The sequence below is a fragment of the Pseudomonas sp. TJI-51 genome, from assembly GCF_000190455.2.
In the GTDB taxonomy this organism is placed as follows: domain Bacteria; phylum Pseudomonadota; class Gammaproteobacteria; order Pseudomonadales; family Pseudomonadaceae; genus Aquipseudomonas; species Aquipseudomonas juntendi.
Window position 1 is genome coordinate 80,460 of the sequence record NZ_AEWE02000014.1, and the last position, 24,540, is coordinate 104,999.

The 24,540-nt window shown below is 61.7% G+C and carries 22 protein-coding genes and 1 pseudogene; 10 read left to right on the plus strand and 13 right to left on the minus strand.

Translation table 11 applies throughout. From position 1 onward, the window contains the following. The first annotated feature begins 136 nt into the window (after positions 1–136). Both G1E_RS03755 and G1E_RS03760 read left to right on the plus strand, forming a co-directional pair. A complete protein-coding gene (locus G1E_RS03755) occupies positions 137–1,234 on the plus strand; it encodes a carboxynorspermidine decarboxylase (protein ID WP_009686603.1) in 1,098 nt (365 codons plus the stop codon). A 33-nt stretch (positions 1,235–1,267) separates the two neighbouring features. Continuing rightward, complete coding sequence (locus G1E_RS03760) at positions 1,268–2,512, plus strand: saccharopine dehydrogenase family protein (RefSeq protein ID WP_047149640.1); 1,245 nt, start codon at positions 1,268–1,270, stop codon at positions 2,510–2,512. Between the two features lie 61 nt (positions 2,513–2,573). Here G1E_RS03760 and G1E_RS03765 read toward each other — a convergent pair whose 3' ends face one another. After that, complete coding sequence (locus G1E_RS03765) at positions 2,574–3,437, minus strand: type 1 glutamine amidotransferase domain-containing protein (protein WP_009686601.1); 864 nt, start codon at positions 3,435–3,437, stop codon at positions 2,574–2,576. Positions 3,438–3,589: 152 nt separating this feature from the next. On the opposite strand from G1E_RS03765, the gene G1E_RS03770 reads away from it, so the two are divergent. The 3 genes from G1E_RS03770 (at position 3,590) to G1E_RS03780 (ending at position 6,652) form a co-directional block, all read left to right on the plus strand. Beyond that, a complete protein-coding gene (locus G1E_RS03770; RefSeq protein ID WP_009686600.1) occupies positions 3,590–4,498 on the plus strand; it encodes a LysR family transcriptional regulator in 909 nt (302 codons plus the stop codon). 100 nt (positions 4,499–4,598) lie between these two features. Then, entirely contained in the window at positions 4,599–5,819 is a 1,221-nt protein-coding gene (locus G1E_RS03775; RefSeq protein WP_009686599.1) for a putative DNA modification/repair radical SAM protein, read from the plus strand. After that, positions 5,810–6,652: a TIGR03915 family putative DNA repair protein gene (locus G1E_RS03780; protein WP_033691180.1), complete on the plus strand. Its 843-nt coding sequence runs from the start codon at positions 5,810–5,812 to the stop codon at positions 6,650–6,652. Before G1E_RS03775 ends, G1E_RS03780 begins: the two co-directional genes overlap by 10 nt. A 33-nt stretch (positions 6,653–6,685) precedes the next feature. Here G1E_RS03780 and G1E_RS03785 read toward each other — a convergent pair whose 3' ends face one another. From G1E_RS03785 to G1E_RS03810, 6 genes are all read right to left on the minus strand, one after another. Next, a complete protein-coding gene (locus G1E_RS03785; protein ID WP_009686597.1) occupies positions 6,686–6,943 on the minus strand; it encodes a PAAR domain-containing protein in 258 nt (85 codons plus the stop codon). Then, on the minus strand, positions 6,940–7,752 hold the full coding sequence (locus G1E_RS03790; RefSeq protein WP_312622574.1) for a DUF6708 domain-containing protein: 813 nt from the start codon (positions 7,750–7,752) through the stop codon (positions 6,940–6,942). Before G1E_RS03790 ends, G1E_RS03785 begins: the two co-directional genes overlap by 4 nt. Then, complete coding sequence (locus G1E_RS03795; RefSeq protein WP_047149641.1) at positions 7,749–10,967, minus strand: T6SS effector BTH_I2691 family protein; 3,219 nt, start codon at positions 10,965–10,967, stop codon at positions 7,749–7,751. Before G1E_RS03795 ends, G1E_RS03790 begins: the two co-directional genes overlap by 4 nt. Further along, entirely contained in the window at positions 10,964–11,887 is a 924-nt protein-coding gene (locus G1E_RS03800; RefSeq protein ID WP_047149642.1) for a hypothetical protein, read from the minus strand. The genes G1E_RS03795 and G1E_RS03800 overlap by 4 nt, the downstream gene beginning before the upstream one ends. Then, on the minus strand, positions 11,887–13,959 hold the full coding sequence (locus G1E_RS03805) for a type VI secretion system Vgr family protein (RefSeq protein ID WP_009686592.1): 2,073 nt from the start codon (positions 13,957–13,959) through the stop codon (positions 11,887–11,889). The genes G1E_RS03800 and G1E_RS03805 overlap by 1 nt, the downstream gene beginning before the upstream one ends. Before the next feature lie 323 nt (positions 13,960–14,282). Further along, positions 14,283–15,908, minus strand: coding sequence for a methyl-accepting chemotaxis protein (locus G1E_RS03810; protein ID WP_009686590.1), 1,626 nt, complete (start codon positions 15,906–15,908; stop codon positions 14,283–14,285). Between the two features lie 359 nt (positions 15,909–16,267). Between G1E_RS03810 and G1E_RS27250 the strand changes: the two are divergent. After that, positions 16,268–16,606: pseudogene (locus G1E_RS27250) on the plus strand (hypothetical protein); the annotation flags it as partial. 16 nt (positions 16,607–16,622) lie between these two features. Here G1E_RS27250 and G1E_RS03820 read toward each other — a convergent pair. Continuing rightward, positions 16,623–17,756, minus strand: coding sequence for an aminotransferase class V-fold PLP-dependent enzyme (locus tag G1E_RS03820; RefSeq protein WP_009686588.1), 1,134 nt, complete (start codon positions 17,754–17,756; stop codon positions 16,623–16,625). Positions 17,757–17,910: 154 nt separating this feature from the next. On the opposite strand from G1E_RS03820, the gene G1E_RS03825 reads away from it, so the two are divergent. Genes G1E_RS03825 through G1E_RS03835 form a run of 3 tightly spaced genes read left to right on the plus strand, consistent with a single transcriptional unit; the run spans position 17,911 to position 20,062 of the window. After that, positions 17,911–18,258 (plus strand): metalloregulator ArsR/SmtB family transcription factor, encoded by a 348-nt coding sequence (locus G1E_RS03825; protein WP_009686587.1) that lies wholly within the window; start codon positions 17,911–17,913, stop codon positions 18,256–18,258. A gap of 21 nt (positions 18,259–18,279) precedes the next feature. Then, positions 18,280–19,563: an arsenic transporter gene (locus tag G1E_RS03830; protein ID WP_009686586.1), complete on the plus strand. Its 1,284-nt coding sequence runs from the start codon at positions 18,280–18,282 to the stop codon at positions 19,561–19,563. Between the two features lie 28 nt (positions 19,564–19,591). Further along, a complete protein-coding gene (locus G1E_RS03835) occupies positions 19,592–20,062 on the plus strand; it encodes an arsenate reductase ArsC (protein ID WP_009686585.1) in 471 nt (156 codons plus the stop codon). Positions 20,063–20,114: 52 nt separating this feature from the next. Here the strand turns inward: G1E_RS03835 and G1E_RS03840 are convergent, their stop codons facing one another. The 3 genes from G1E_RS03840 to G1E_RS03850 are packed head-to-tail and all read right to left on the minus strand — an operon-like array spanning position 20,115 to position 21,749. Next, complete coding sequence (locus G1E_RS03840; protein ID WP_009686584.1) at positions 20,115–20,564, minus strand: carboxymuconolactone decarboxylase family protein; 450 nt, start codon at positions 20,562–20,564, stop codon at positions 20,115–20,117. Next, positions 20,561–21,235, minus strand: coding sequence for an FMN-dependent NADH-azoreductase (locus G1E_RS03845; protein ID WP_132475297.1), 675 nt, complete (start codon positions 21,233–21,235; stop codon positions 20,561–20,563). The genes G1E_RS03840 and G1E_RS03845 overlap by 4 nt, the downstream gene beginning before the upstream one ends. Before the next feature lie 31 nt (positions 21,236–21,266). Next, the gene (locus tag G1E_RS03850) at positions 21,267–21,749 is read right to left on the minus strand and encodes a GNAT family N-acetyltransferase (RefSeq protein ID WP_009686582.1); all 483 of its coding nucleotides are present in this window, start codon (positions 21,747–21,749) and stop codon (positions 21,267–21,269) included. Positions 21,750–21,840: 91 nt separating this feature from the next. Between G1E_RS03850 and G1E_RS03855 the strand changes: the two genes are divergently transcribed. After that, positions 21,841–23,253: a PLP-dependent aminotransferase family protein gene (locus G1E_RS03855; RefSeq protein ID WP_047149643.1), complete on the plus strand. Its 1,413-nt coding sequence runs from the start codon at positions 21,841–21,843 to the stop codon at positions 23,251–23,253. Positions 23,254–23,385: 132 nt separating this feature from the next. Here the strand turns inward: G1E_RS03855 and G1E_RS03860 are convergent, their stop codons facing one another. After that, entirely contained in the window at positions 23,386–23,862 is a 477-nt protein-coding gene (locus G1E_RS03860; RefSeq protein WP_009686579.1) for a nuclear transport factor 2 family protein, read from the minus strand. A gap of 60 nt (positions 23,863–23,922) precedes the next feature. After that, positions 23,923–24,492, minus strand: a complete 570-nt coding sequence (locus G1E_RS03865) for a TetR/AcrR family transcriptional regulator (RefSeq protein WP_009686578.1) — start codon at positions 24,490–24,492, stop codon at positions 23,923–23,925. Positions 24,493–24,540: the final 48 nt, after the last annotated feature.

Here is a 24,540-nt window from a genome sequence, read left to right on the forward strand (position 1 = left end):
GAACCCGACACTGCCGGCGACTCTGCCCGGCAGTGGCAGCCACGCAAAGGAAAAATGCCCTGCGCCCTTTCGATCTGCGGCAAGGGAAGGCACAATGCGTGTCCTTTTTTTGGCCGGCCTGGCCGGGGGCCTTTAAATGATCAAGACGCCGTACTACCTCATCGATAAAACCAAGCTGCTCAGCAACATGGAGAAGATCGCCTACGTGCGCGAACACTCCGGTGCCAAGGCACTGCTCGCCCTCAAGTGCTTTGCCACCTGGTCGGTATTCGACCTGATGCAGCAGTACATGGACGGCACCACCTCGTCTTCCCTGTTCGAGCTCAAGCTCGGCCGCCAGAAGTTTGCCGGCGAGACCCACGCCTACAGCGTGGCCTGGGCCGACGACGAGGTCGAGGAAATGCTCGAGAACTGCGACAAGATCATCTTCAACTCGATCGGCCAGCTGCAACGCTTTGCCGACCAGTCCGAAGGCAAGGTGCGCGGCCTGCGCGTCAACCCGCAGGTCAGCAGCTCCGACTACTTGCTGGCCGACCCGGCCCGGCCGTTCAGCCGCCTGGGCGAATGGGACCCAGCCAAGATCGAGCAGGTGATCGGCCAGATCTCTGGCTTCATGTTCCACAACAACTGCGAGAACGGTGACTTCGGCCTGTTCGACAAGATGCTCACGCACATCGAAGAGCGCTTCGGCCACCTGCTGCACCAGGTCGAGTGGGTCAGCCTGGGCGGCGGCATCCACTTCACCGGTGAAGACTACGCAGTAGACGCCTTCTGCGCGCGCCTCAAGGCCTTCGCGCAAACCTACGGGGTGCAGGTGTACCTGGAGCCTGGCGAAGCCGCCATCACCAACAGCGCCTCGCTGGAAGTGACCGTGCTCGACACCTTGTACAACGGCAAGCACCTGGCCGTGGTCGACAGCTCGATCGAAGCGCACCTGCTCGACCTGCTGATCTACCGCCTGAACGCCAAGATGGCCCCCAACGACGGCGAGCACACCTACATGGTCTGCGGCAAATCGTGCCTGGCCGGTGACATCTTCGGTGAGTACCAGTTCGACCGCCCATTGGCCATTGGCGATCGCCTGTCGTTCGTAGACACGGCCGGTTACACCATGGTCAAGAAAAACTGGTTCAACGGTTTGAAAATGCCGTCCATCGCGGTCAAGCAACTCGACGGCAGCGTCGAGGTCGTCCGTGAGTTCGGTTTTGAAGACTACGTTTCCAGCCTGTCGTAAGGCCGGCTTCCCAAGTAAGGAGCAACAGGTAAATTGAAGAAGAACGTTCTTATCATTGGTGCAGGAGGTGTCGCCAAGGTGGTGGCCCACAAGTGCGCGCAGCATAACGACGAACTGGGTCGTATCGCTATCGCGTCACGGAACATCTCCAAATGCCAGGCCATCATCGACAGCGTCAAGGCCAAGGGTAGCCTCAAGGTTCCCGCCGACATCCAGGCCTTCTCGCTCAATGCCCTCGATGTCGAGGCGACCAAGGCGCTGATCCAAGAGACCGAGTCGCAGATCGTGATCAACGTCGGTTCCGCCTTCCTCAACATGTCGGTGCTGCGTGCCTGCATCGATACCGGTGTCGCCTACCTGGACACCGCCATCCACGAAGAGCCGGGCAAGATCTGCGAGACCCCGCCGTGGTACGGCAACTACGAGTGGAAACACCTCGAAGAGTGCCAACAAAAGAACATCCCCGCCATTCTCGGGGTCGGCTTTGACCCGGGTGTGGTCAACAGCTACGCAAAACTTGCGCAGCAACAGTATTTCGACAGCATTGATTCGATCGACATTCTCGACGTCAATGCCGGTTCGCATGGCAAGTACTTCGCCACCAACTTCGACCCGGAAATCAACTTCCGCGAGTTCACCGGGCAAGTGTGGAGCTGGCAGAACAGCCAGTGGACCAGCAACACCATGTTCGAAGTCAAGCGTACCGACGACCTGCCGGTGGTCGGCTCGCAAAACCTCTACCTCACCGGCCATGACGAAGTTCACTCGATTTCGAAGAACCTCAACGTGCCGAACGTGCGCTTCTGGATGAGCTTTGGCGAACACTACATCAATGTGTTCACGGTGCTGAAAAACCTTGGCCTGCTCAGCGAGCAGCCGGTGAAAACGGCCGAAGGCCTGGAAGTGGTGCCGCTGAAAGTGGTCAAGGCCGTGCTGCCAGACCCGGCCTCGCTGGCCCCGGGCTACACCGGCAAGACCTGCATCGGCGACCTGGTCAAAGGTACCAAGAACGGTCAACCGCGCGAAGTGTTCATCTACAACGTGGCCGACCACGAAGAGGCCTACGCCGAAACCGACAGCCAGGGCATCTCCTACACCGCAGGCGTACCGCCAGTGGCTGCGGCCCTGCTGGTTGCCCGTGGCGAGTGGGATGCCAAACGCATGGTCAACGTCGAGGAGCTGCCAGCCGAGCCGTTCCTCAAGGCGCTGGACGTGATGGGCCTGCCGACCCGCGTCAAGGATGAAAAAGGTGATCGTCCTTGGGACGCTGAAGCCTAAGCGGTAAACATGAAGGGGCGCCACTGTGGCGCCCCTTCTGCTTTAGCTGGCCGCTTGCGCTTCAGTTGGCCTCGGCCGTGAGCTTCGCGCGCTCACCGAGTTTTTCCAGCAGCGCCTTGGCCAGGGCCTTGTCCGAGAACGGGTTTTGCCCGGTAATCAACTCGCGATCCACCACCACATTCGGTTGCCAGGCCTTGGCATAACCCATGTCGCCTCCGGCCATCGCCATCGCGTTCGCCGGGTAGAACAACAAGCGCTGGTCCTTGAGCGAACGCTCGAACACCTGCTCCTCCGGGTCAGAGAAGATGGTCATCTTGTAGCCCTGGTACACCCAGTCTGTGGCTGCAGCCGGCTCCCCACGCGCCAGCGCGGCCTGGTAGCCGACCGGGTCCTGCTGCGCCGACAGCAAAGCGATCGGGCCGTGGCAGATAGCCGCTGTGGGTTTGCCTGCCTGGTGGAAATGCCGCAACAAGGTGCCGACATCCGGGTTATTGGCCAAGTCGATCAAAGGCGCGTGGCCGCCGGGGATGAACAGCCCGGCATAGCGGTCGAGGTCGCCAGCCAGCACTTCTTTCACCGACAGGGTATCGCCGATGTCTGGCAGGCCCTGCACCACCTTTTCAATCCGGCGCATCTCTGTGGCATCACCGGCGAAATACTGTGGGTCGACCGAGCGCGGATCCACGCGCGGGGCATTACCCTTGGGTGTCACCAGCACCAGGCGGTAGCCAGCCTTGAGCAATTGGTCGGCGGGCACACCGAACTCATTGAGATAATAGCCGGTGGCGTAGTGTTCGCCGTTCTGCAACGGCAGCTGGTGTTCGCTGGACAGCAGCACCAGTACCTCGCCTTTGGGCGCCGATTGGGCACCGCCGGCAAGCAACGCGCCGGTGACTGCCAGCGCCAGTGTGGTCAGCTTCTTCATGCGTCAACTCCTGATCAGGCAAGCGCCTGCAATACCTAAGTGGCGGAGCGCAAGGTGTAATTGGCAGCTCCGGGTCAGTCATCACTGGGGGAATCCTACCGCTACGGCTATGATTCGATAATTCTAAAGTTATCATGGCTGCCATTCGGAATATGAATATCGCCAACAAGGACTTGAACCTGCTCTATCTGTTCCATGTGCTTTACCAGGAGCGCAGCGCCACGCTCGCCGCCCAACGGATGGCGCTCAGCCAGCCCGCACTCAGCCACAAGCTCGGCAAATTGCGAGACCAGCTTGGCGACCCCCTGTTCGTGCGTGCGCCCAGAGGGCTTACCCCCACACCGCGGGCGCATGAGCTGGCGCCTGAGGTAGAACGCCTGGTAGCGGGCCTGGAAGGCTTCTATGAACGCTGCGAGGGGCAAGACTTTCTCGCCCGCCCTGCCCGCGTACACCTGTACAGCACCGATTATGTGGAGCAGACACTGCTGCCCAGGCTGTTACCAATACTGCGCAGCCAAGCGCCCAACCTGACGCTGGTTACACACAACACCCGGGGCGCGTTACCCCGAGAAGCGCTGGAAAAAGGCACCTGTGACCTGGCTGTCGCCGGCTTCTACACCGACCTGCCCGACACCTTCCATCAGCAGCGGCTGCTCAGGGAGCAGTTCGTAGTGCTTGCCTCGCGCAACCATCCAGGCCTGGGTTGCGGCCTGGACCTGGACACATTTCTGGCCAGCGACCATCTGCTCACCACCCTGACCGGTGACCTTGATGGGCTGGTTGATCGCGCCCTGCACAGCCAGGGCAAGCAACGCCGGGTGGTGGCAGGCCTGTCCAGCTTCATCGCACCCATGCGCTTGCTGCGGGGTACCGACCTGCTTCTGACCTGCCTGCGCTCGCTGGCCCTCGAAGCTATCGACCGTGACGAGGACCTGCGCATGTTCCCGCTACCGCTGGAGCTGCCGCCCGTGGAGGTGATGCAGATCTGGCATGCGCGTACCCATGCCGATCCCTTGCGGCGCTGGCTTCGCCAGCAGCTGTGGACCGTGGCCCAGCAATAGGGATGTTTCTGACGAAAGTAGTCGGGTATGGCGAACAACCTCTTGCAATCCGTAAGATCTCAAAATACTGTATGAATATTCAGTACAGCGAGACGCCCCCATGCAACTCATCGCCAAACTCGGTATTTTGGCCGACGCTGCCAAGTACGACGCTTCCTGCGCCAGCAGCGGCGCGCCCAAGCGCAATTCGCGCGGTGGCGATGGCCTGGGTGCTACCAATGGCATGGGTATTTGTCACAGCTATACGCCCGACGGCCGCTGCGTGTCGCTGCTGAAAGTGCTGCTGACCAATTTTTGCCTATACGACTGCCAGTACTGTGTCAACCGCCGCTCCAGCAACGTGCCTCGGGCACGTTTCAGCCCGGAAGAGGTAGTGCGCCTGACCTTGGATTTCTATCGACGCAACTGCATCAGCGGCCTGTTCCTCAGCTCTGGCATCATCCGTTCGGCGGACTACACCATGGAGCAGCTGATTCGCGTGGCCCGGCTGTTGCGCGAAGAACACAACTTCCGCGGCTACATCCACCTGAAGACCATCCCCGACGCCGACCCGCTGCTGATCGAAGAAGCCGGGCGCCTGGCCGACCGGCTCAGCGTCAACATCGAACTGCCGACCGACGACAGCCTCAAGCGCCTGGCGCCTGAAAAGCAGGCACACACCATTCGCCAGGCCATGGGCGTCATTCACCAGGGGCAGCAAGCCGTAGCCAATGAACCCAGGGCACCGCGCTTTACCCCGGCGGGGCAAAGTACCCAGGTCATCGTCGGTGCCGACAGCACCGATGACAGCACCTTGTTGCGCAATGCCGAATCGCTTTACCAGGGTTACGGCCTCAAGCGGGTGTACTATTCCGCGTTCAGCCCGATCCCCGACAGTCCAGGCAGCGTGCCATTGGCCGCCCCCCCACTGTTGCGCGAGCACCGCTTGTACCAGGCTGACTTCCTGCTCCGGGGCTACGGCTACAAGGCGGGTGAGCTGCTGGGTCAGCACGGTAACCTGGCACTGGACATCGACCCCAAGCTGGCCTGGGCGCTGGCCAACCGCGAGGTATTCCCATTGGACGTGAACCGCGCAGAGCCGGCACTGCTGGCACGCATCCCCGGCATTGGCCTGCGCAGCGTGCAGCGCCTGGTGGCCTTGCGCCGGGAACGGCGTATCCGCTATGACGACCTGATTCAGCTGCGCTGCGTACTGGACAAGGCGCGCCCGTTCATCGTCACCAGCGATTACCGCCCGGCACAGGCCGAACTGCGCAGCGGGTTGCTGCGTGCACGCCTGCGCGAACCGCAGGCGCCGGTGCAAATGGGGTTGTGGGGGTGATTGCGCTCGACTGCGACGACCTGTTCGCCACATGGCGTGAACAGGCGCGGGTGTTGCTGGGGCATGGCATCGACCCTTCGGAAATCACCTGGAACCAGGGCCCCATGGCGGATTTGCTGGCTGTACCCGCAGCGCTGCCTACCGGCCCTGGCCCCTTCCGGGCCAAAGTCCCGGCCCAATTGTTGGGTCAGTTGGAACTGGCCTCTCGCTACCGTGGCGAGCAACGCTGGAACCTGCTGTACGAAGTGCTGTGGCGTGTCGCCCACGGCGACCGCACCGCAATGCTGGCGGGGGACCGCCTGGGCAGTGAGTTGCAACGGCGCATCAAGCAGGTAACGCGCGAAGCCCATCATTTGCATGCCTTTGTACGCTTCGTGCCGCTGCCCGAAGCGGTGGCTGGGCAGTTGCAACTGGACCTGGTGGCTTACCACGAGCCGGCACATGATGTTATGCAGAGCGCCAGTGCACACTTCGCCGACCGCCTGGGCAAGTTGCGCTGGCTGATCGCTACGCCTCAGGATGGCATTCGCTTCGACGGTGCCGGGTTCGACTATCAACGGCACTGCCCGGCGCAATGGCGGCAGTGGGCGCGCAGTGCCGAAGACCCAGGGGCCGAGCTATGGCGTACCTATTACCGCCATACGTTCAACCCTGCCCGCCTCAACCCTGATGCCCTGCGCCTGCACATGCCGGGGCGGTTCTGGCGGCACTTGCCGGAAGGCATGCTGATACCCCAGCTCGAGGGCCTGGCACGCCAAGGCAAGCAGCGGGACGGCCAGGCGCTGGAAGTGGCCGCGCAGGCCGGCAAAAAGATCAGCAAGACTGGGCGGTGATGCACGCCAGCCATGCAGTGCGCGCAAGTCGCCTCACTCCAGCAACCAGCCTGCATCCCCTTCGTCCAGCACGCCGCCATGATCAGTCCTATCCCCCTTGCGCGCGACAGCAGCCCCCTCGATCAGGAAGTGCTCGGCCCCGCTTTCGATTACCGCACCGCAGGTAGTTCGGTCCCCCACCCTGGCCACTGCGCTGCCGTTGAATGTATACCCAGCACTCCCGCTCTCGACCTGGTTAGCGCCATGCAATGGGCAGAGATGTCGATGACCGACAAGCACAACAGGTTTCATCGCGCTTCGCCTGCGTGCGGTGCGGTACGTGATTCGCGATCGATCGCCACTGGCCAGTAAACCTTCGGCGCCAGGCAGTGCATGTGGCTCAGACCATCATCATCATTCCAGTCGCGCGCGGGGTGTACGAACTTCGGGAGGGCCTCGGGGCCTTGCTGCATGAACAGTTTGGCGATGGCCCAGTAGGCCTCGCCGTGGTAGAGGTCGTGGCTGAAAAACACGCGGTCAATGACTTCGTTGGTTTCCGGGTTACGGACCGACAGCATGACGTTTTCGATCAGACCGCCGTGGCCGGGGGCGTAGATTCGGTAAACCTCGGCGGTAACGTCATCCCAGTTGTAGGCAACGGGTTTCACGCCCCAATGCTTTCGGCTGCAAACAAAGAATCGATTGAACCTGTATTGGTAAAGATAAATTTTTCGACGCAGCCTATTGAAACGAATGGGCTCGTCTCTTGGAAGCACAAAATCAAGCTTGATGTAGGGCGATAGCACCCACGCCACGAGTAGCGGCGCAAGCAAGATAACAATATTCGTTATCCAGTCCCCCTGCCAATTGTCGAAAACCAGCCAATACGTGAACAACGTCATTCCACCACCCGCAATAAGAGCCGCAGAGCCTATCAGCGCACCTAGCCCCCGCGGACGAATAGTAGCCCTTGGCAACTCCAAATAGACATCATCGTAATAATTGGGCGGGGGGTTAATTTTTTGTGGTTCATGCTTGAACGTTGGCCTTTCTTCGATACCGGGTAAATCATGACTCCAACCCAATTGCCGATATGCTAATGGTCTGTGCTTGACGCTCATGCATTCTCCGCCTGCACCCGACTTTCGAGGCGTGCGCTTGAAATATTTTTATCTGGCCAATACGCAACCGTCAGTGTGGCCGATTTAATGGTGTGCGCACCAGCGGTCGGCATTAGCGCTATCACACCAGTCAATTCTAATGACGGCGCGCTTTCTGGATGCGCATGCACACTTTCCATCAATGAAACATCGGGGCGATAGTCCGGAAAACGTGGAGCGGCGAAATTTGAAAACTTGTTTGTTTGGGTGAGAAACTCCGGGCAGTCAGAATTACGGCTGCCGGATGCTACCAACTCTCCACTATGGCAGTCAGGAAACTCGCCATCACCTGCGCGATGTACTAGTAACGCCCAATCGTACCCTGAATTGACCTCGTCATACCGGGGCAAGCTAATTTGAAATTTTATTTTTTGCTCAACAGCCAAGCCGGCCACCCCACCGAATTTGCGCATTGCGATATCGCTGACCAGAACCGAGTCGAAATGCAGTCCAATTTGAAGTCCAAGAGTTGCAGCATTAAGCTCCGCAATGGCTATATCTGCCCACGCCACCGAATCCCAACGAACGTTAGGAATTTCGCCACCCTTGCCAAACAAACTACGACTGAGCCATAACTCAAGAGGGTTGAGCTCGTTGTTTTCCGCCATCCTTCTATAAGTGTAAGCGGAGAGTGTCAGTACTATGGCAACGCCCAAAGGCCCTGCAATCAAAGGTGACGCGACCGCCAGTGCAAACGCTGCAGAACCACCCAGATAAAGCACGCCTGATAGAGCGTATTGTTTGCTCGACAAAATGCTACCCAACTTGACGGCGCGTTTTGATGCGGCAAACGCTTGGGCAACGTCAAACACCCCAGCCACTGAACTTATCAATGCGCCTAAACTTATGAGGAAACCTCCTACAACGGCGGCTCCCTTCGCCCAGGGCGCTTGCGGATGACGAATGCTCGTTCGCAGAACAAGCCCCACCAATTCGATTTGCCCCCCAAGCACACCCAGTTGCGAACCCTGCAGCGCCAATTTGGCCTCGTACGCCTTGGGCCCAATCTCTGCCTCGGCCTTTTCCTGATTCCTGGTCAGGCTGTCATACTGCAAATACAGCCCACCGATCCCGAGTAGCACCTCCCAACTGCCTGCAGCCCCGCGCAGGCCTGAGAAACCGTTACGCACCAGCTGGCTGGCCTGGTGCGCAGTTATCTTCATCCCGTCAAGCAACTTGCGGGCATTGCTGTCGAGGGTACCTGCCGCGACCGAGATATCCACCATGGCCGCGTGCGCCGCACTGCTCGCCTGAGTCAGCTTGATGCTGGCCGCTTCGACTAACCGGCCATGCACTTGCGCAGCCGTGCCCTCGACCCAGACCGTGACACTGATCACGGTGTTGGTCAGCCGAGGGTCGAGCAGCGCAAGGCTCATCAACCCGTGCTGCAGGATCGGCCGAACCTTGCGCATCGCCTTGAGCGAACCGACTTCAAAGTCATCGACACTGCGATACATACGGTCTCTCGCCTCAGCGAGGGAGGCATTTGCGCGGTGCTGCAACTGGCGTAAGTGCGCACTCTGCAAGGCGTAGTACTCGCCCAGCTTCATCTTCACTTCAAGCTCGATCAGTTGCACCCCGTTGTAAAGAAACTGGGTTGCGCTGTTCAGGTGCCGAACAGCGTTGTGAATGCCTGGCCCGAGGCTAGGCGCCAGGCGTTGACTGGCGGCATTCACCGCGCTCTGCGTTTCGGCGATGGCCTGCTTCAAGCTATTTCGCATGCGTAAACCGGCATCGTCGCTGGCGATGACCTTGCTCAACATTCCGAAGAGCTTGTCGCTGTCGTTCCAGTTGATTGCCTGGTCACCTGAAAAACTGGGGAACAGCGCGGCCAGCAAAGCGTTGTCACGCATCAGCAGCGCGCGGTAGGGAGGGCTGTCGGGGTTTTGTAGCCATACCTGCCACAGCCGTTCGCTGGTACCGGCTGGGGGCTGGCGGGGTTCAAGGCTGGCCACCACGGCCTCTGTGACACCACCGCCCAAGCACAGCCCCATGGTCTTGGTATAGGCCACACCGGACTCGCGATCACGGCCGTCATAGTCGTGGCGCTCGGCCACCTTGAACATCGGGGTATCGAATAATGCAACATAGGCCTGCGCGTCCTGGTCGATGTAGCGCTGGAACTCGGCATCCTGCGCCTCGTACTCAGCTTGGAAAGCAGCCCGCTGCGGCTCGTGGTAGCGCTCTTCTAGACGGGCATCACTTTCCAGCTGCGCACGCTCGACCAAACGCTGTCGCTCGACTGCCGGGTCCACGAAAATTGGTGGCCCGTCGCCGGTCACCGGCTGCAGCGACGGCACCCCTTGTGCCGCCCACTCCCGGTGCGTGGCGCGGATCACCTGTACTATCTGCGACGTCTGCAACTGGTACGCGCGTAGTGGGTCCTCACGCCAGACCTGGCGCTTCACTACCCAGCTCAGCCGCTGGTGGTTATATTCCTGGATGAGACCTACGGTGTCGTCCAGCACCAGCGCCAACACACCGTTTGCCAACTGGTGGCGGTCCGATGCATTGACCACGTAACCACGCAGGGCAAACCTGCGCAGCCAACGACTGTGGAAACCATGCACGCTGTCGAACGGTGCGCACGCCTGCTGGCTGTACTCGAACACCTGGGTGTCAACTTGCAACTGGTCGGCCGTCATCGCCAGGCCCAGCAATTGCGGATGGGTACGCGCCTGGGTCAGATCAATCCCTACGAAGCGGTGCCTTGGTGCCACGCCTTGCTTGTAGGCGTTCAGCACGCTCACCGGCCAGGCATCACTGGAAAAGGCCAGCCAGGCACTGTTGTATTTGTCGGTGTCGATCGTGACGAAGGCCGCGGGAATATCGTGGTTTTCCTGCGCACATTTTTCCGGCAGTGGCCCAGGTGGGCCAGCTGGGGGCGCATAGGGGTCAAAGCGTCGCAGATGGCCCTGTGCGCTGACGGCGTAGGCTTGCCAGACCTGCTGGTCAAGCAAGACATACAGGTAGCCCGTGCGTAACGTGCGCAGGCCAGGCTTGGCGCAGATGTGCAAATGCCCCGCCACGGTAGTGACGCACTCCGGTCGGGTATCCGGGACCAGCGCACGGCGCAGGGGCAGAATGGGCAGCCCCTGGCGCTGACAAGCCATGCAGTGGTCATGCGGCAGCCCGGCTTCAGCGACAGCCAGGGCGATTCGTTGACTGATGGTCATGCAAGGCGCTCCGCTTCCGGCAGGAGTTGGATCAGGTGCCGCCAATGCGCCTCGGAGTAGCGGGCAAGCAACGGCGCTAGCGCGCGCTGCTCTTGGCAGGCTACATCTATCAGGCCGCGCACGGCGGCAAGGGAGGTTAGCTGGGGATGAATGCACAGCTGGTGCAGGGCCAGCACCACGATATCTTCCGAGTCGGTCAAGCCCAAGGCGCGTGCTTCCTGGATATGGTTGCCGGCTCGTACAGCCGCAAACGACGGTATCTGACACTGAAAGCTATTGTTCACGCCTGCTCGCAGAGCGCTCAAGCTCCGCAATACGCGCTCGACCAATGCTCCATCCGCTTGCATGCGCCAGGCAGACGCGGGCAGCAGACAGCGCCGCCCGCTCTGCCCCTTGAGGTTCAGCAACTGCCCACTGCTGTTGAGGAACAACCAGCGGCTGATGGGCCACCACGGCGCACGCTCCCCTTGCTTGAACGTTGCTGCAAGCAGCTCCAGGCGTATCGGCTCGTTGACCGGATAGAAGCTCAGTGCCTGGGCCCTGTCGGGTAACCGGCACAAGCAACTGAGGTGAGCTGCGATGTCGGCCGCTGGCTGTTCACTGAACACCCAGCCGCATACGTAGCGCCTTGGCTGAAACAACCCACGCACGGCTGCCCGGGCGGTCAATTCCAATATTGCGCGGCTGGGCAGGGCACCGGGCACAGCCAGGCATACCAGTACAGGATGCAGGTGCGGCACATGCGCCAGGTCGGGTCTGGGTACATGCATCAAAGCGCTCGCCCCCAATGCCTCGCGAAGCTGGGCGAGCAAGGCTGGATCGCCTTTGTCCTCGGGCGCGAGGGGGTCGACCAACACATAGCTGTACAGGGTGGGCGCATGCTGCTGTTCGATCACGTGGGCCAGTTCATCAGCCGTCATCAGAGCTTTCCCTCACAGGTGCTGGCAGCGTTCGGCGTCAATGTCAGCGACGTAGCGCTGCCTGCCCCCTGCGCAGTCGCCTGGGTTTGCCCCATCAGGTTCAGTGTCTGGCCATTGAGGGTAATACCGCGCCGGTCCAGCACGATGCAGCCACCTGGGGTTTTCAACTCTATGCGCTCACTGGCATGCAGCTGATACACCGTAGTGCGCTGCTGCATGCCATTGCCGACTTCGACCCGTTGAGCACCTTTGACCACCAAGGCGCTGTCCTTGCCGATGAGAACCTGCTGACAGCCCAGGGTCGCTTCATTGCGGTTGTTACCGACCTGGTGCGTCAGGTCATGCTTGATCTCGACCTGGCAGTTCTGCCCGATGAACTGGTTGTGGTTGCCCCCGGTTTCCTGGCGATAGTGGTTACCGATGCTAAGTTGCTGATCATTGCCCACCTGCTCCAGCCGATTGCGCCCGACACGCGTGGTTTCGTCGTTGCCGACCACCGTGTTGTAGTCGCGCTGGGCATGAATGAACACCTCCTCCCTGCCCAGTTCATCCTCGAAGCGCAGCTCATTGAAGCCATTGCCCTTGTGGGTCTGGCTCTTGATGGTCATGCGGGTTTTGTGCTCCGGCAGGTCATACGGCGGAAGCTGATCACCGCAGTAGGTACGCCCGATGATCAGCGGCTGGTCGGGGTCGGCATTGACGTACTGGATGATCACGTCCTGGCCAATGCGCGGGATGGCCATCGAGCCCCAACTGCCGCCTGCCCAGCTTTGCGAAACCCGGACCCAGCAAGAGCTGAACTCATTGCCCTTGCTCTCCCGATCCCAGGGAAAACTGACCTTGACCCGGCCCCACTCGTCACAGTAGATCTCTTCGCCGGGCGGGCCGACCACGGTGGCCATGTGCGGGCCATCGATATGGGGTTTGGCCAGGGGTGCCGGGCGCCATTCGCGAGTGCCCGGCACCAGTATGGCACGCTGCACGTAGCGGGTGCCCTGGTCGGCGCTGCCTGCCTCTTCCTGCAGGCTGGTGAACTGCACGCCTTCATGGTGCACGCGGATCGGCCGCCAATGCACGTTCAGGTCTGCGCGCGGGTGCCCGACAAGCGTGAAACTCAGCCCTGGTTGCAGGCGCACATCATCGCCCTGCACCTCGGCAACATGCGCGTCGTGGCGCAGCGCCGCGAGGCGCGTGGCCGTGAACGGTACGCCGACCGCGTCCCGCTTGTAGCGCCCAGGGTAGTCGAAACGCTCGTAGGCCAGCGTTTGATGGGGAATGCTGCTGTCAGCGGCCCGATGCTCCTTGCGGTAGCGCGGGTGGGTGAAGGTGTAGTCCCGCTGCACCTGCCGGGTGCTGCGGACCTGCTCGCTGTAACGCAGGCGCCGCAGGCACGGCACGGCCTGATCACCACCGCTGTTGGCGTGATACAGCACGTGGTCGGGACCGATATCACCCTCATCTACCGCTTGTGGATTATCGGCCCGGACCGCGCCCCGGCTGATAGTGCCAAACGCCAGCAGCCGATCGGTAATGACCAGGCGGTGCTGTTGTGGCGTGTGCTCGAAGCGGTAGACAAAGCCCTCTTCGGCTGCCAGCCGGGCGATAAAGTCGAGGTCGGTTTCACCGGCCTGGACGCAGAATTCGCGGACCTGATGATCGCCGAGGCTCTTGATTTCGAAGCGGTTGATGCCCTGGCGCTGCAACATCAGTTCAATAATCTGCGGCACAGTCTTGTGCTGGAAGATGCGCCAGTTCGAACGCAGCCTGGCGCGGGCCAGTTGCGGCTCTACCAACGCGTGGTAGTGAGTACGAAACCTGCCGGTCTCGCCTTGGCTGAAACTGCTGACCAGGCCGTGCACATGGCGCAGCGGCTGCTCGCCACGCCAGACCGTGAACAGCACGGGCTTGTCGAGCAGCAGGCCGAAGTCGACATCTGCGTCGAAACTGATCAGTTCCAGATGCAGTTGGAACGGCGCGCTGATGGCCTCGTCGAGTTCGAACGAAACCACTTCGAACTCAACCCGGCCGGCCAGGGCCTCGAAGCTGAACCGCAGATCGGACTGGCTAGGCACGCGGACTCCCGGCTACCACCTTGAGACAAGGCTGTCGAGCGACTGCAGCACTCCGGCGCTGCCCAGCGCTCAGGCGAAATCGGTAGCAACAGAAGGCCCCGCGGCCTTGAGGTGGGCGATGCATGAAGAGGTCCTTGTCTTCCGGCAAACTGAAGACATGAACGCTAGCGGGGAACCGATTCTGCGAGAAGTCCAGCACTTCCCGGCGTAACGTAGGAAATGTCGCCTGAGTTTTGGATGACAGGCGCGTGCCGAGAGACCGAGCGCTGCGCGAGGGCCGCTCGATCTCTGCGAGGCTCGTAAATGTTCTGGGCCGAAGGCGTTCAAAGCTTGAACTGCCCGACCAAGGCCGTCATCTCCCCCACCAGGCCCGACAGCGCCTTGCTCGCAGCGCTGGTCTGCTGCGCCCCGGCCGCCGAATGGTTGGACAGTTCACGGATGTTCAGCAGGTTGCGGTCCACTTCGCGCGCAACTTGCGCCTGCTCTTCGGCGGCGCTGGCGATGACCAGGTTGCGTTCGTTGATTTCGCCAATCGCACTGTAGATACCCTCCAGCACCTGCCCCGAGGCCAGGGTGACGTCCAGGGTCGACTGCGCACGGTGGGTGCTGGCCTGCATCGACGCCACTGCCGCTTCGGTGCCGGCCTGTACGCGGCCGATCATCTGCTCGATTTCCTGGGTCGACTGTTGCGTGCGGTAGGCCAGCGTACGCACTTCATCGGCCACCACGGCAAAGCCGCGGCCCGCCTCCCCGGCACGCGCCGCTTCGATGGCGGCGTTCAGCGCCAGCAGGTTGGTTTGCTCGGAGACCGAGCGGATCACTTCCAGCACCTTGCCGATATCGCGCACCTGCCCCACCAACTGCTCCAGGTGGGTACTGCTGGTCTGGATCTCGCGGGTCATGGCCTCGGTGCCGTCGATATTGTCGCTGACCTGGCGGCGGCTTTGCGTGGCTAGCTGATTGGACTCGCTGGTGGTCTGCGAGGTGCTGATCGCATTGCGTGCAACCTCCTCCACGGCGGTGGTCATTTCGGTCACGGCAGTGGCTGCCTGTTCCAGCTCCAGCCCCTGTTGGCGCAGGTTGTTGGCGCTTTGCTCGGTTACCGCGTCCAGCGCAGTGGCGGCTTCGTCCAGTTGCCTGGCACAGCGCCCGATCTGGCCCAGGGTGTCGCGCTGGCTTTGCTGCATGCGCTGCAACTCGTGGAACAGCTGGCCGATCTCGTTACTGCCTTGTGTCTGCACTGGCACGCTCAGGTCGCCCCCGGCAATACGCTGGAAGTGCTGGCCGGCCTCACGCAGGGGGTGCAGCACTCGCTGGGCGATGAAGCCCCAGCACAGGGCTGCCAGGGCCAAGGTCAGCGCCAGCAGGCCGAGGCTGAGCAACTGCGCACGGGCCAGGCGGCGATCGGATTCGAGCATGATCTGCTGGCCACGCTGGCCCAATTCGCCAACCAGTTGCTGACGTAGCGCCTGCAACCGGCCCATGGCGTTACCGGCGTCGACGTTGACCTTGAAATATTGCTCCAGCGAGCGCTGGCGGGTGGCCTCACGCTGCCCGGCCACCGCGGCGGCGTATTCGGCGAAGGTCGCCTGCAACTCGGTCGCCAAAGTGCGCAGGGCCGGCTCGCGGCTGTTTTCGACGAATTCGTCGACCAGCTTCTGGCTTTTTTCGTTCAACTCGAGCGACAGTGCCATGCGCTTGGCAGCACTGTCGTCGTGGCCGCCGAGTTGCTCGATGAAGCCCGACGACACGTTGGCGCTGGAACGAATGGCCATCAGCAAGGCATTGTTCAAGCGGTCCGACTGGTGCGCAGTCTGGTCCAGTTCGGTGATCTGCTGGTCACTGCCAACCGCCGCTCGCCAGGCACTGAGGGTGGAAAACAGCAGGGTCAGGCTGAACAGCGACAATACCCAGAACATTCCGGTGCGGATCTTCAAGTTGGCAAGCATGCGGGCAGTACTCCTGGTTGGCACCACTTCTGATCGATGATTCGACGGTGGGTGTGCTGCTATCGGAGCGGCGCGGCGCCGGCTTGAGGTGCTCAGGCATGCTTGTGGGCGGTAACCGAACAGATGTTGCCTGCAAGCGGGTCCTCGCCAAGCAACCCGCGCGGTGCCTGGCAGCGCATGCGTTGGCGGGCTCGGCCGGGAAAGCCTGGGTTTGCCAGCCAAGCCGCGATGCGGGTAAAGTCTGGCCTTGGCGCTGGCTGCGCCTGCGGTCCGCGCAAAGGGGTTACCCGAGCCATGCGATAACCTGTTTCCATACCAGCTCCAGGCTTGTCGGCGGACCGAGCCTCAAAGGAGTTGGCATGCCCACCATCCATGCATCCCGCCACCATGGCCTGCTCGATCTTGCCGCTTTGCGCAAACGCGCCAAGCGTTTGCTCAACGCCCTGAAGCACCACCAGGCCGACGACGCCCGAGAACAGTTGCGCACCCTTGGCCTGCCTGGCCCCCATTATCGCCTTGCCGATACCCAATGGCTGGTGGCCCGCGAAGCCGGCTTCGCCAGCTGGCCCAAGCTCAAGGCGCATGCCGATGCCGTAGCGTTCGCCGCACGCCAGCCTGGCTTCGCTGCCGATGACGAAGCCGCCGTGCAGCATTGGCGCTGCGGTAACGATATTGCCCACAGCTTGCGGGTTGCGGGGGGGTTGGCGGGAACCCTTATTCCGCCAGCACCTCCTCCAGCGCCTGCTCCAGCGTGCTGACGGTGCGCTCGATATGCTGCAGTTTTTCCAGCCCGAACAGGCCAATGCGGAAAGTCTGGAAATCTGCCGGCTCATCGCACTGCAGCGGCACCCCAGCGGCGATCTGCAGCCCGTGGTCGGCAAATTTGCTGCCGTTCTTGATGGCATCATCATCGGTGTAGCTCACCACTACACCCGGGGCCTGGAAACCGCTGGCGGCCACGCTCTTGATGCCTTTGCCGGTCAACAGGGCGCGCACCCGCTTGCCAAGGGCCTGTTGCTCGGCGCGCAGTGTGTCGAAGCCGTAGGCGCGCATCTCGTTCATCACGCCGTTGAACCGCGCCAGCGCATCGCTGGGCATGGTCGCGTGGTAGGCATGCCCGCCCTGCTCATAAGCCTGCATGATCTGCAGCCACTTTTTCAGGTCGCAGGCAAAACTGCTGCTCTGTGTCTGCTCGATGCGTTGCAGGGCCAGGGCACTGAACATCACCAGGGCGCAGCATGGGGAAGCACTCCAGCCCTTCTGCGGCGCGCTGAGCAGCAGGTCGACGGCGCACGTGTGCATATCGACCCACACCGCGCCGGAGGCGATGCAGTCCAGCACGAACAAGCCGCCCACTGCGTGCACGGCCTCACCCACCGCGCGCAGGTAATCGTCGGGCAGCATGATCCCGGATGACGTTTCGACATGCGGGGCAAAGACCACCTGCGGTTTGTGCGCCGCAATCGCCGCCAGCACTTCATCCAGCGGCGGTGGCGCATAGGCCGCCTGGCGCCCGGTTTCCACCGGCCTGGCTTTCAGCACCGTGGTAGCCGCCGGAATGTTGCCCATCTCGAGAATCTGGCTCCAGCGATAACTGAACCAGCCGTTGCGGATCACCAGGCACTGCTGGCCAGTGGCGAACTGCCGCGCCACCGCTTCCATGCCAAACGTGCCACTGCCCGGCACCACGGCCACGCCCTGGGCGTTGTACACCTGTTTCAAGGTGCCGGAGATGTTCTTCATCACGCCCTGAAATGCCTGTGACATATGGTTGAGGGAGCGGTCGGTGTACACCACCGAGTACTCGATCAAACCCTCGGGGTCGACACTGGGATAAAGCTTTGACATGGGCTGGCTCCTTTGGCAGGGACGTCATTGCCCTCGACCCTGCCTCAAGCCCCGGCAAATGACAAGGTGCGGCCGCGGCGGCAGATCACAAATCCGCTTGGACACTACATATGGAAATACGTATATTCGGATTTCCATATGTAAAGACCCTGCCATGATTACCCCACCTGAAGTGTTCAAATGCCTGGCCGACGAAACCCGTGCCCGCGCCACCCTGCTGATCGCCAACCTGGGTGAACTTTGCGTCTGCGAGTTGATGTGCGCGCTGAACGACAGCCAGCCGAAGATAAGCCGCCACCTGGCCCAGCTACGCAGCAGTGGCCTGTTGCTGGACCGACGCCAGGGGCAATGGGTGTATTACCGCCTCAACCCGGACCTGCCCACTTGGGTCAACGCGGTTCTGCAGGCGACGCTACAGGCCAACGAGCAATGGTTGGCACACAACACCCAACGCCTGCAGAACATGGATGGCCGCCCTGTCCGGGGCTCTGCCTGCTGCTGATCAACAACGAGAAAGAACCCTATGCTGGTCGCCATTGCAGTCTTCGTTTTCACCCTTACCCTGGTCATCTGGCAGCCCAAAGGGCTTGGCGTTGGCTGGAGCGCCGCGCTCGGCGCGGTCATCGCCCTTGCCACAGGTGCCGTTTCGCTGCACGACATCCCGGCGGTCTGGGGCATCGTCTGGAACGCCACGTTCACGTTCATCGCCGTCATCATCATCAGCCTGCTGCTCGACGAAGCCGGGTTTTTCGAATGGGCAGCCCTGCATGTGGCGCGCTGGGCCAATGGCAGCGGCTACCGCCTGTTCGCCTTCTGCATACTCCTCGGTGCTGCCGTGTCGGCATTGTTCGCCAACGATGGTGCGGCGCTTATCCTCACCCCCATCGTCATGTCGATGCTGCTGGCACTGCGTTTCTCGCCGGCTGCGACGCTGGCTTTCGTCATGGCCGCCGGCTTTATCGCCGATACCGCCAGCCTGCCGCTGGTTGTCTCCAACCTGGTGAACATCGTTTCGGCCGATTACTTCGGGTTGGGCTTCGCCGAGTACGCTTCGGTGATGGTGCCGGTGAACCTGGCCAGCGTCGCCGCGACGCTGGTGGTACTGTCGTTGTACTTTCGCCGTGACATACCGCAGCACTACACCGTTGCAGCCCTCAAAACGCCCGGCGAAGCGATCCACGACCGTGCCACCTTCACGGTCGGGGGTTGGGTGTTGCTGGCATTGCTGGTGGGCCTGTTCGCCCTTGAGCCACTGGGTATCCCGATCAGTGCAGTGGCAGCCGTGTGTGCCGCCCTACTGTTCGCGGTCGCCGCGCGCGGGCAGCGCATTGCGACCCGCCGCGTGCTGCGCGAGGCCCCCTGGCAGGTGGTGATTTTCTCGCTCGGCATGTACTTGGTGGTCTACGGGCTGAAAAATGCCGGCCTGACCGACATGCTCACCCAACTGCTCGACCGCCTGGCGCAACAAGGGCTGTGGAGTGCCACCCTGGGCACCGGCGTGATCGCAGCGTTGCTGTCTTCGGTCATGAACAACATGCCCAGCGTGCTGGTCGGCGCGTTGTCGATCCAGGCCAGCGAAGCGCAAGGCCTGGTGCGCGAGGCGATGATCTACGCCAATGTGATTGGCTGCGACCTGGGCCCGAAAATCACCCCTATCGGCAGCCTGGCAACACTGCTCTGGCTGCATGTGCTGGCGCGCAAAGGCGTGCGTATAACCTGGGGTTACTACTTCAAGGTCGGCATTTTGCTGACCCTGCCCGTGCTGTTGATCACCCTTTCGGCTTTGGCACTGCGCCTTAGCCTCTGATAGTCCGCCAGCAAGCGGAGGAGCCCCCATGCGAGTTCTGTTCATGTGCACGGCCAACAGCTGCCGCAGCATCCTTTCCGAGGCCGTGTTCAATCACCTGGCGCCTGACGGCTTTGAAGCCGTCAGTGCCGGCAGTTTTCCCAAGGGCCAGGTGTTGCCTCGCAGCCTGGCCACCCTGCAGCAGGCCGGGATTTCGACCCAGGGCCTGAGCAGCAAGGGTAACGAGGCATTCGAGGGGTGCCCGCCCGACATCGTGGTCACCGTGTGCGACAAGGCCGCCGGCGAAGCCTGCCCGGTGTACTTCGGCACGGCACTGAAGGCGCACTGGGGCCTGGAGGACCCGTCCGATATAGAGGGCGATGCAGCGACCGTCGACGCGGCTTTCCACGCCACGTTGGCGCGGATAACAGCCCGTTGCGAAGCATTCTTCGCCCTGCCCTTCGACACGCTGCAAAGCGATCAGCTCCAGCAAGCGCTGGCTCGCATCGGTACGCTTTAAGCATCACGGGCAGGAGGTCGCCGCTACAGGCCTGAACTCCTGCCACCAACCCTCATGCTTTCGCGGCCGGTTGCAAGCGGAAGCTGACACCCATGCGGTTGAACGCGTTCATCGCGGCAATGGCCGCGGTGAGCTCGACCAAATCTTTTTCTGTGAACGCGGCCGACGCGGCGGCGTAGGCCTCATCCGATACATGCGTCTCACTGACCCGGGTCACTTCCTCTGCCCAGGCCAGGGCCGAGCGCTCCTGCGCCGAGAACAGGTAGTGCGCTTCATGCCAGACCGGCACCAACAGCAGTTTATCCACCGACATGCCGGTCTTGAGCAAATCACGCGAATGCAGGTCAATACAGTGCGCACAACCGTTGAGTTGAGACACCCGCAGAAAAACCAGATGAATCAAGGGTGCCGGTAGATCGGTCTGCGTTGCCACGAACTGATGCAACCCAGTGAGGGCTTTGGCGGCCCCAGGCGATGCGGTAAACCAGTTCAGGCGACTCATGCGTGTTGCCCCTGCGGTAGCGGCTTGGAAGACGCGGCGAAGAACCCTTGCACTTCAGCCTGTGCAGCAGCCCTGGCCGCTTGTAGAAACTCCGCCCCTCTGGCGGTGCCCTCGAGGGTGAAGTAATTGACCTGCTTTAGGCCAATCGTGGCAAGTACGGCGGACAGGTATGGCCGGAGAAAGTCGGGTTGGCGGGCATTCGGCCCGCTGATGTAGCCCCCGGAGGCTACGGCCACATAAACCGGCCGATCCACCACCGTGCCCACCTTGCCTGCCGCGGTGCTCAGGAACGTGATGCCGACCCGTACCACGTGATCGATCCAGGCCTTGAGCGGTGCTGGCACGCTGTAGTTATGCATTGGCGTGGCAATCAGCAGCAGGTCGCAGGCCTGCAACTGGCCAATCAGTTCGTCGGAACGGTTCAATGTGCCGTCTTGCGCTACGGCTTCAGGCCCTTCCGGGTTGGCCAGGGCCTGGGCATATCCGGCGTCGACGGGCGCCAGGTCATTGAGGTCGAAATCGGTGACCTGGATACCGCGTCTGCCAGCCTGCACGGCCAAGCCGAGCAGAATGTGCTGGGACAGTTTGAAGCTTTCTGATGCCTGACCGTTCGGGCTGGCGATCAGGCGAAGAATGCGCAAAGGCGCCCTGGGCTGCTCTGACGACGTCATGAAGTTACCTCGATGAGAGACGTGCTGCCGCTCAAGGCGCAGCGAACTGTTTTTGGAAGCGCGTGGCACTGTTGTGCAGGCCTTCACGGGAATAGAAGTGTTGGGCGCGGGTATTGGCCAACCCGGTATCGAGCACGAGGCGCGCACACCCCGTGGCCTGGGCCAACCGCTGCAAGGCAGCCAGCAATCGTGCACCCCACTGCTGGCCACGCTGCGTTTCGGCGGTGACCAGGTCGTCCACATACAGGAACCGCCGGTAGACCAGGTTTTCCTGAAGGCGGTAACCTGCCAGCGCCACGAGTTGGCCTGAGTCGAAGCCCCCGAGCAGCCGATAGCCTTCAGCGCGCATACGCTGGACGCGGCCGATGAAGTCGGCCTCGCCAGCCAGGTGCGGGCGCAGTTGCTGCATGACCGGGAACGCGAGATGCAGGTCATTCTCGCCGTCCAGATGGCGCAAGTCCGAATCAGCCAGATCAAGCTCGCGCGGTACTGAGGGGGTCGGGGTGAACGTCATGGTGGCAAAGCTCGCTCGATGGGTGACGGGGCTATGATGAACCACGTTCAACCCATTTGAATGAGCCAAGAAAGGGTATATGAACTAGGCCATGATGACGTTTTCTTCTCCATCCTTCGCACCGCTCGATGAGCGCTCCGCCGCGCCGCTCTACCGGCAACTCTACAACCGTGTGCTCGCCGCGATAGCAGCAGACACCTTGGCGCCGGGTGACCGCTTGCCGTCTGCGCGGGCCATGGCCAAGGAGCTGGGGGTGGCACGTGGCACCGTCGAGCTTGCCTATTCGTTGCTCACCAGTGAGGGCTACCTGCTGGCCCTTAAGCAGAAAGGCACCGTGGTCAACCCTGAGCTGCGCCCGCCAGCAGCCGCGGCGACAGTACAGCCCCCGGCCAGTGATGGTCCCGAGGACCCGGACGCCCTGCGGCGCCCGCCACAGCTTTTGCCATTTCAACTGGGCTTGCCGGCGATGGATGCCTTCCCGCGCAAGATCTGGGCGCGCCTGGGTGCTCGCTACCTGCGCGGGATGCAGCCGGGTGACCTGGACTACCCGCCGCCCCTCGGGCTGCCAGCACTGCGCAGCGCGATTGCCTCGTACCTGCAGATGTCGCGCGGCATCGCTTGCACGGCCCAGCAGGTGTTCATCACCAGCGGTTGGCGCAGCAGCCTGTCGCTGGTGGCGCAGACGTTGTTGCGCAACGGCGAGCGCGCCTGGGTTGAAGATCCGGGTTATCCCGTCACGCGCCAGGTACTGCGCCAATTCGGGCTTGAACTGGAGGGGGTGGCAGTGGATGCCGAGGGCATGAACGTCGAACAGGCTATCGCCAACGCCAGGGCGGCGCAGGTCGCCATGGTCACACCGGGCCATCAGAGCCCCCTGTCCATGGCCTTGTCGCTGCCGCGACGGCAACTACTGCTGGACTGGGCCGCCAGCACCGGGGCCTGGATCGTGGAGGACGACTACGACAGCGAGTACCGCTATGTCGGCCGCCCGCTCCCGCCGCTTGCCAGCCTGGATCGCAATGGGCGGGTGGTGTATGCGGGCACCTTCAGCAAAATGCTGTTCCCCGGTATCCGCCTGGCCTACCTGGTGGTGCCCCTGGCTCAGGTTGCAGCCTTCGAGCGGGTCGCCCACACACTGTTTTCCGGCGGTTCACCCTCGATGACCCAGGCCTTGGTGGCGCAGTTCATTGCCGAGGGCCATTTCACTCGTCATATCCAACGCATGCGCCGGCTCTACAACGAACGCCGGGCCTTGACCCTCGGCGCACTGGAGCGGAGCTTGCCCAAAGGTTGGCATGTCGAGCGGTCCCCAGGCGGCATGCATTTGCTGCTGCGCCTGCCGCAGGGGGTAGGTGACACCCTCCTGGCGGAACAATTGCTGGGCGAGGGGATCGCGGTACAGGCCTTGTCGCGCTGGCATCTGGCGCTTCCCCGCCGTTCAGGGCTGCTGCTGAGCTTCACCAATTGCGCCAGCGCTGCCCAGGCTGAGCAGCTCGGCGATTGATCAGCGAGAAGCTCAGCCACTCGCCGCGGCCCCTCGATCCGGCTGCAAATCTTCTGGCAAACAACCGTGAGCGCTGATGCGTTCTGTAGGCAGGGCTAGCTCGCCAACGAAGACGCTCAGGCGGAAGATCACTTACAGCCCGAGCTCGCTCAGCCCAGGGTGGTCATCCGGGCGGCGGCCCAATGGCCAGTGGAACTTGCGCTCGCTTTCCTTGATAGGCATATCGTTAACGCAGGCGAAACGACGGTGCATCAGGCCATCCGCTTCGAATTCCCAGTTCTCGTTACCGTAGGAGCGGAACCAGTTACCGGAATCATCATGCCACTCGTAGGCGTAACGCACGGCGATGCGGTTATCGGTAAACGCCCAGAGCTCTTTGATCAGACGATAATCCAGCTCTTTTTTCCACTTGCGGGCCAGGAAACCTTTCGCTTCTTCGCGGTTGGTGGCGAACTCAACGCGGTTACGCCATTGGGTATCCAGCGTATAGGCGTGCGAGACTTTCTCCGCGTCGCGGCTGTTCCAGCCATCTTCAGCGAGTCGAACTTTCTCGATGGCTGTTTCACGGGTAAAAGGTGGAAGTGACGGCCGAGTTTGGGCATTGGACATGATCATGACTCCAGTCGAGTTGGGCAGCAAAGTGTGATTACAACTTCAGGCATTCAAACGTCAGGGCGCAAACTCTTTGAGCAAAAGTTGCGCAACTTCCATGGCATCATCAGCAGCGTGATAATCTCCCATGACACGCGCCGTGGTGATCGCGCCCTCGATCAGGACAAACAACTGCCTGGCCACGACCAACGGTTGCCGAACATTCAATTGCTCAGCCAGTTCAAGCGTGTAGTCCAGGAGTTTCTGCTTGTGCAACTTGGCGATCTGGCGGATGGGGTCTTCAGGGTCCCCGACCTCGCCTGCCGTGTTGATGAATGCACAACCGCGAAAACCATCCGACTCGAACCAGCCTTTCAACACAGTGAACATGTTCAGTATGCGAGCGTATGGCGTGGCTGCTTTATCGCATTCAGTCCTGAACCACTGCATCCAGCGTACGTCGCGGGCACCCAAGGCCGCAGCGGCAATATCATCTTTGGTAGCGAAGTGGTTATAGATGCCCTTTCTCGACACGCCTGAAGTTTTCACCAGTAAATCCATGCCCGTGGCATGAATCCCGTTTTCGTAGATGAGTTTCTCGGCGGTGGCCAAGATCTGGTCTTTGTGATCTATCGTTGGTCTGCTCATGGGGCCAATGTAGAACGATCGTTCTCTCCGATCAAGCACCTTTCGGTG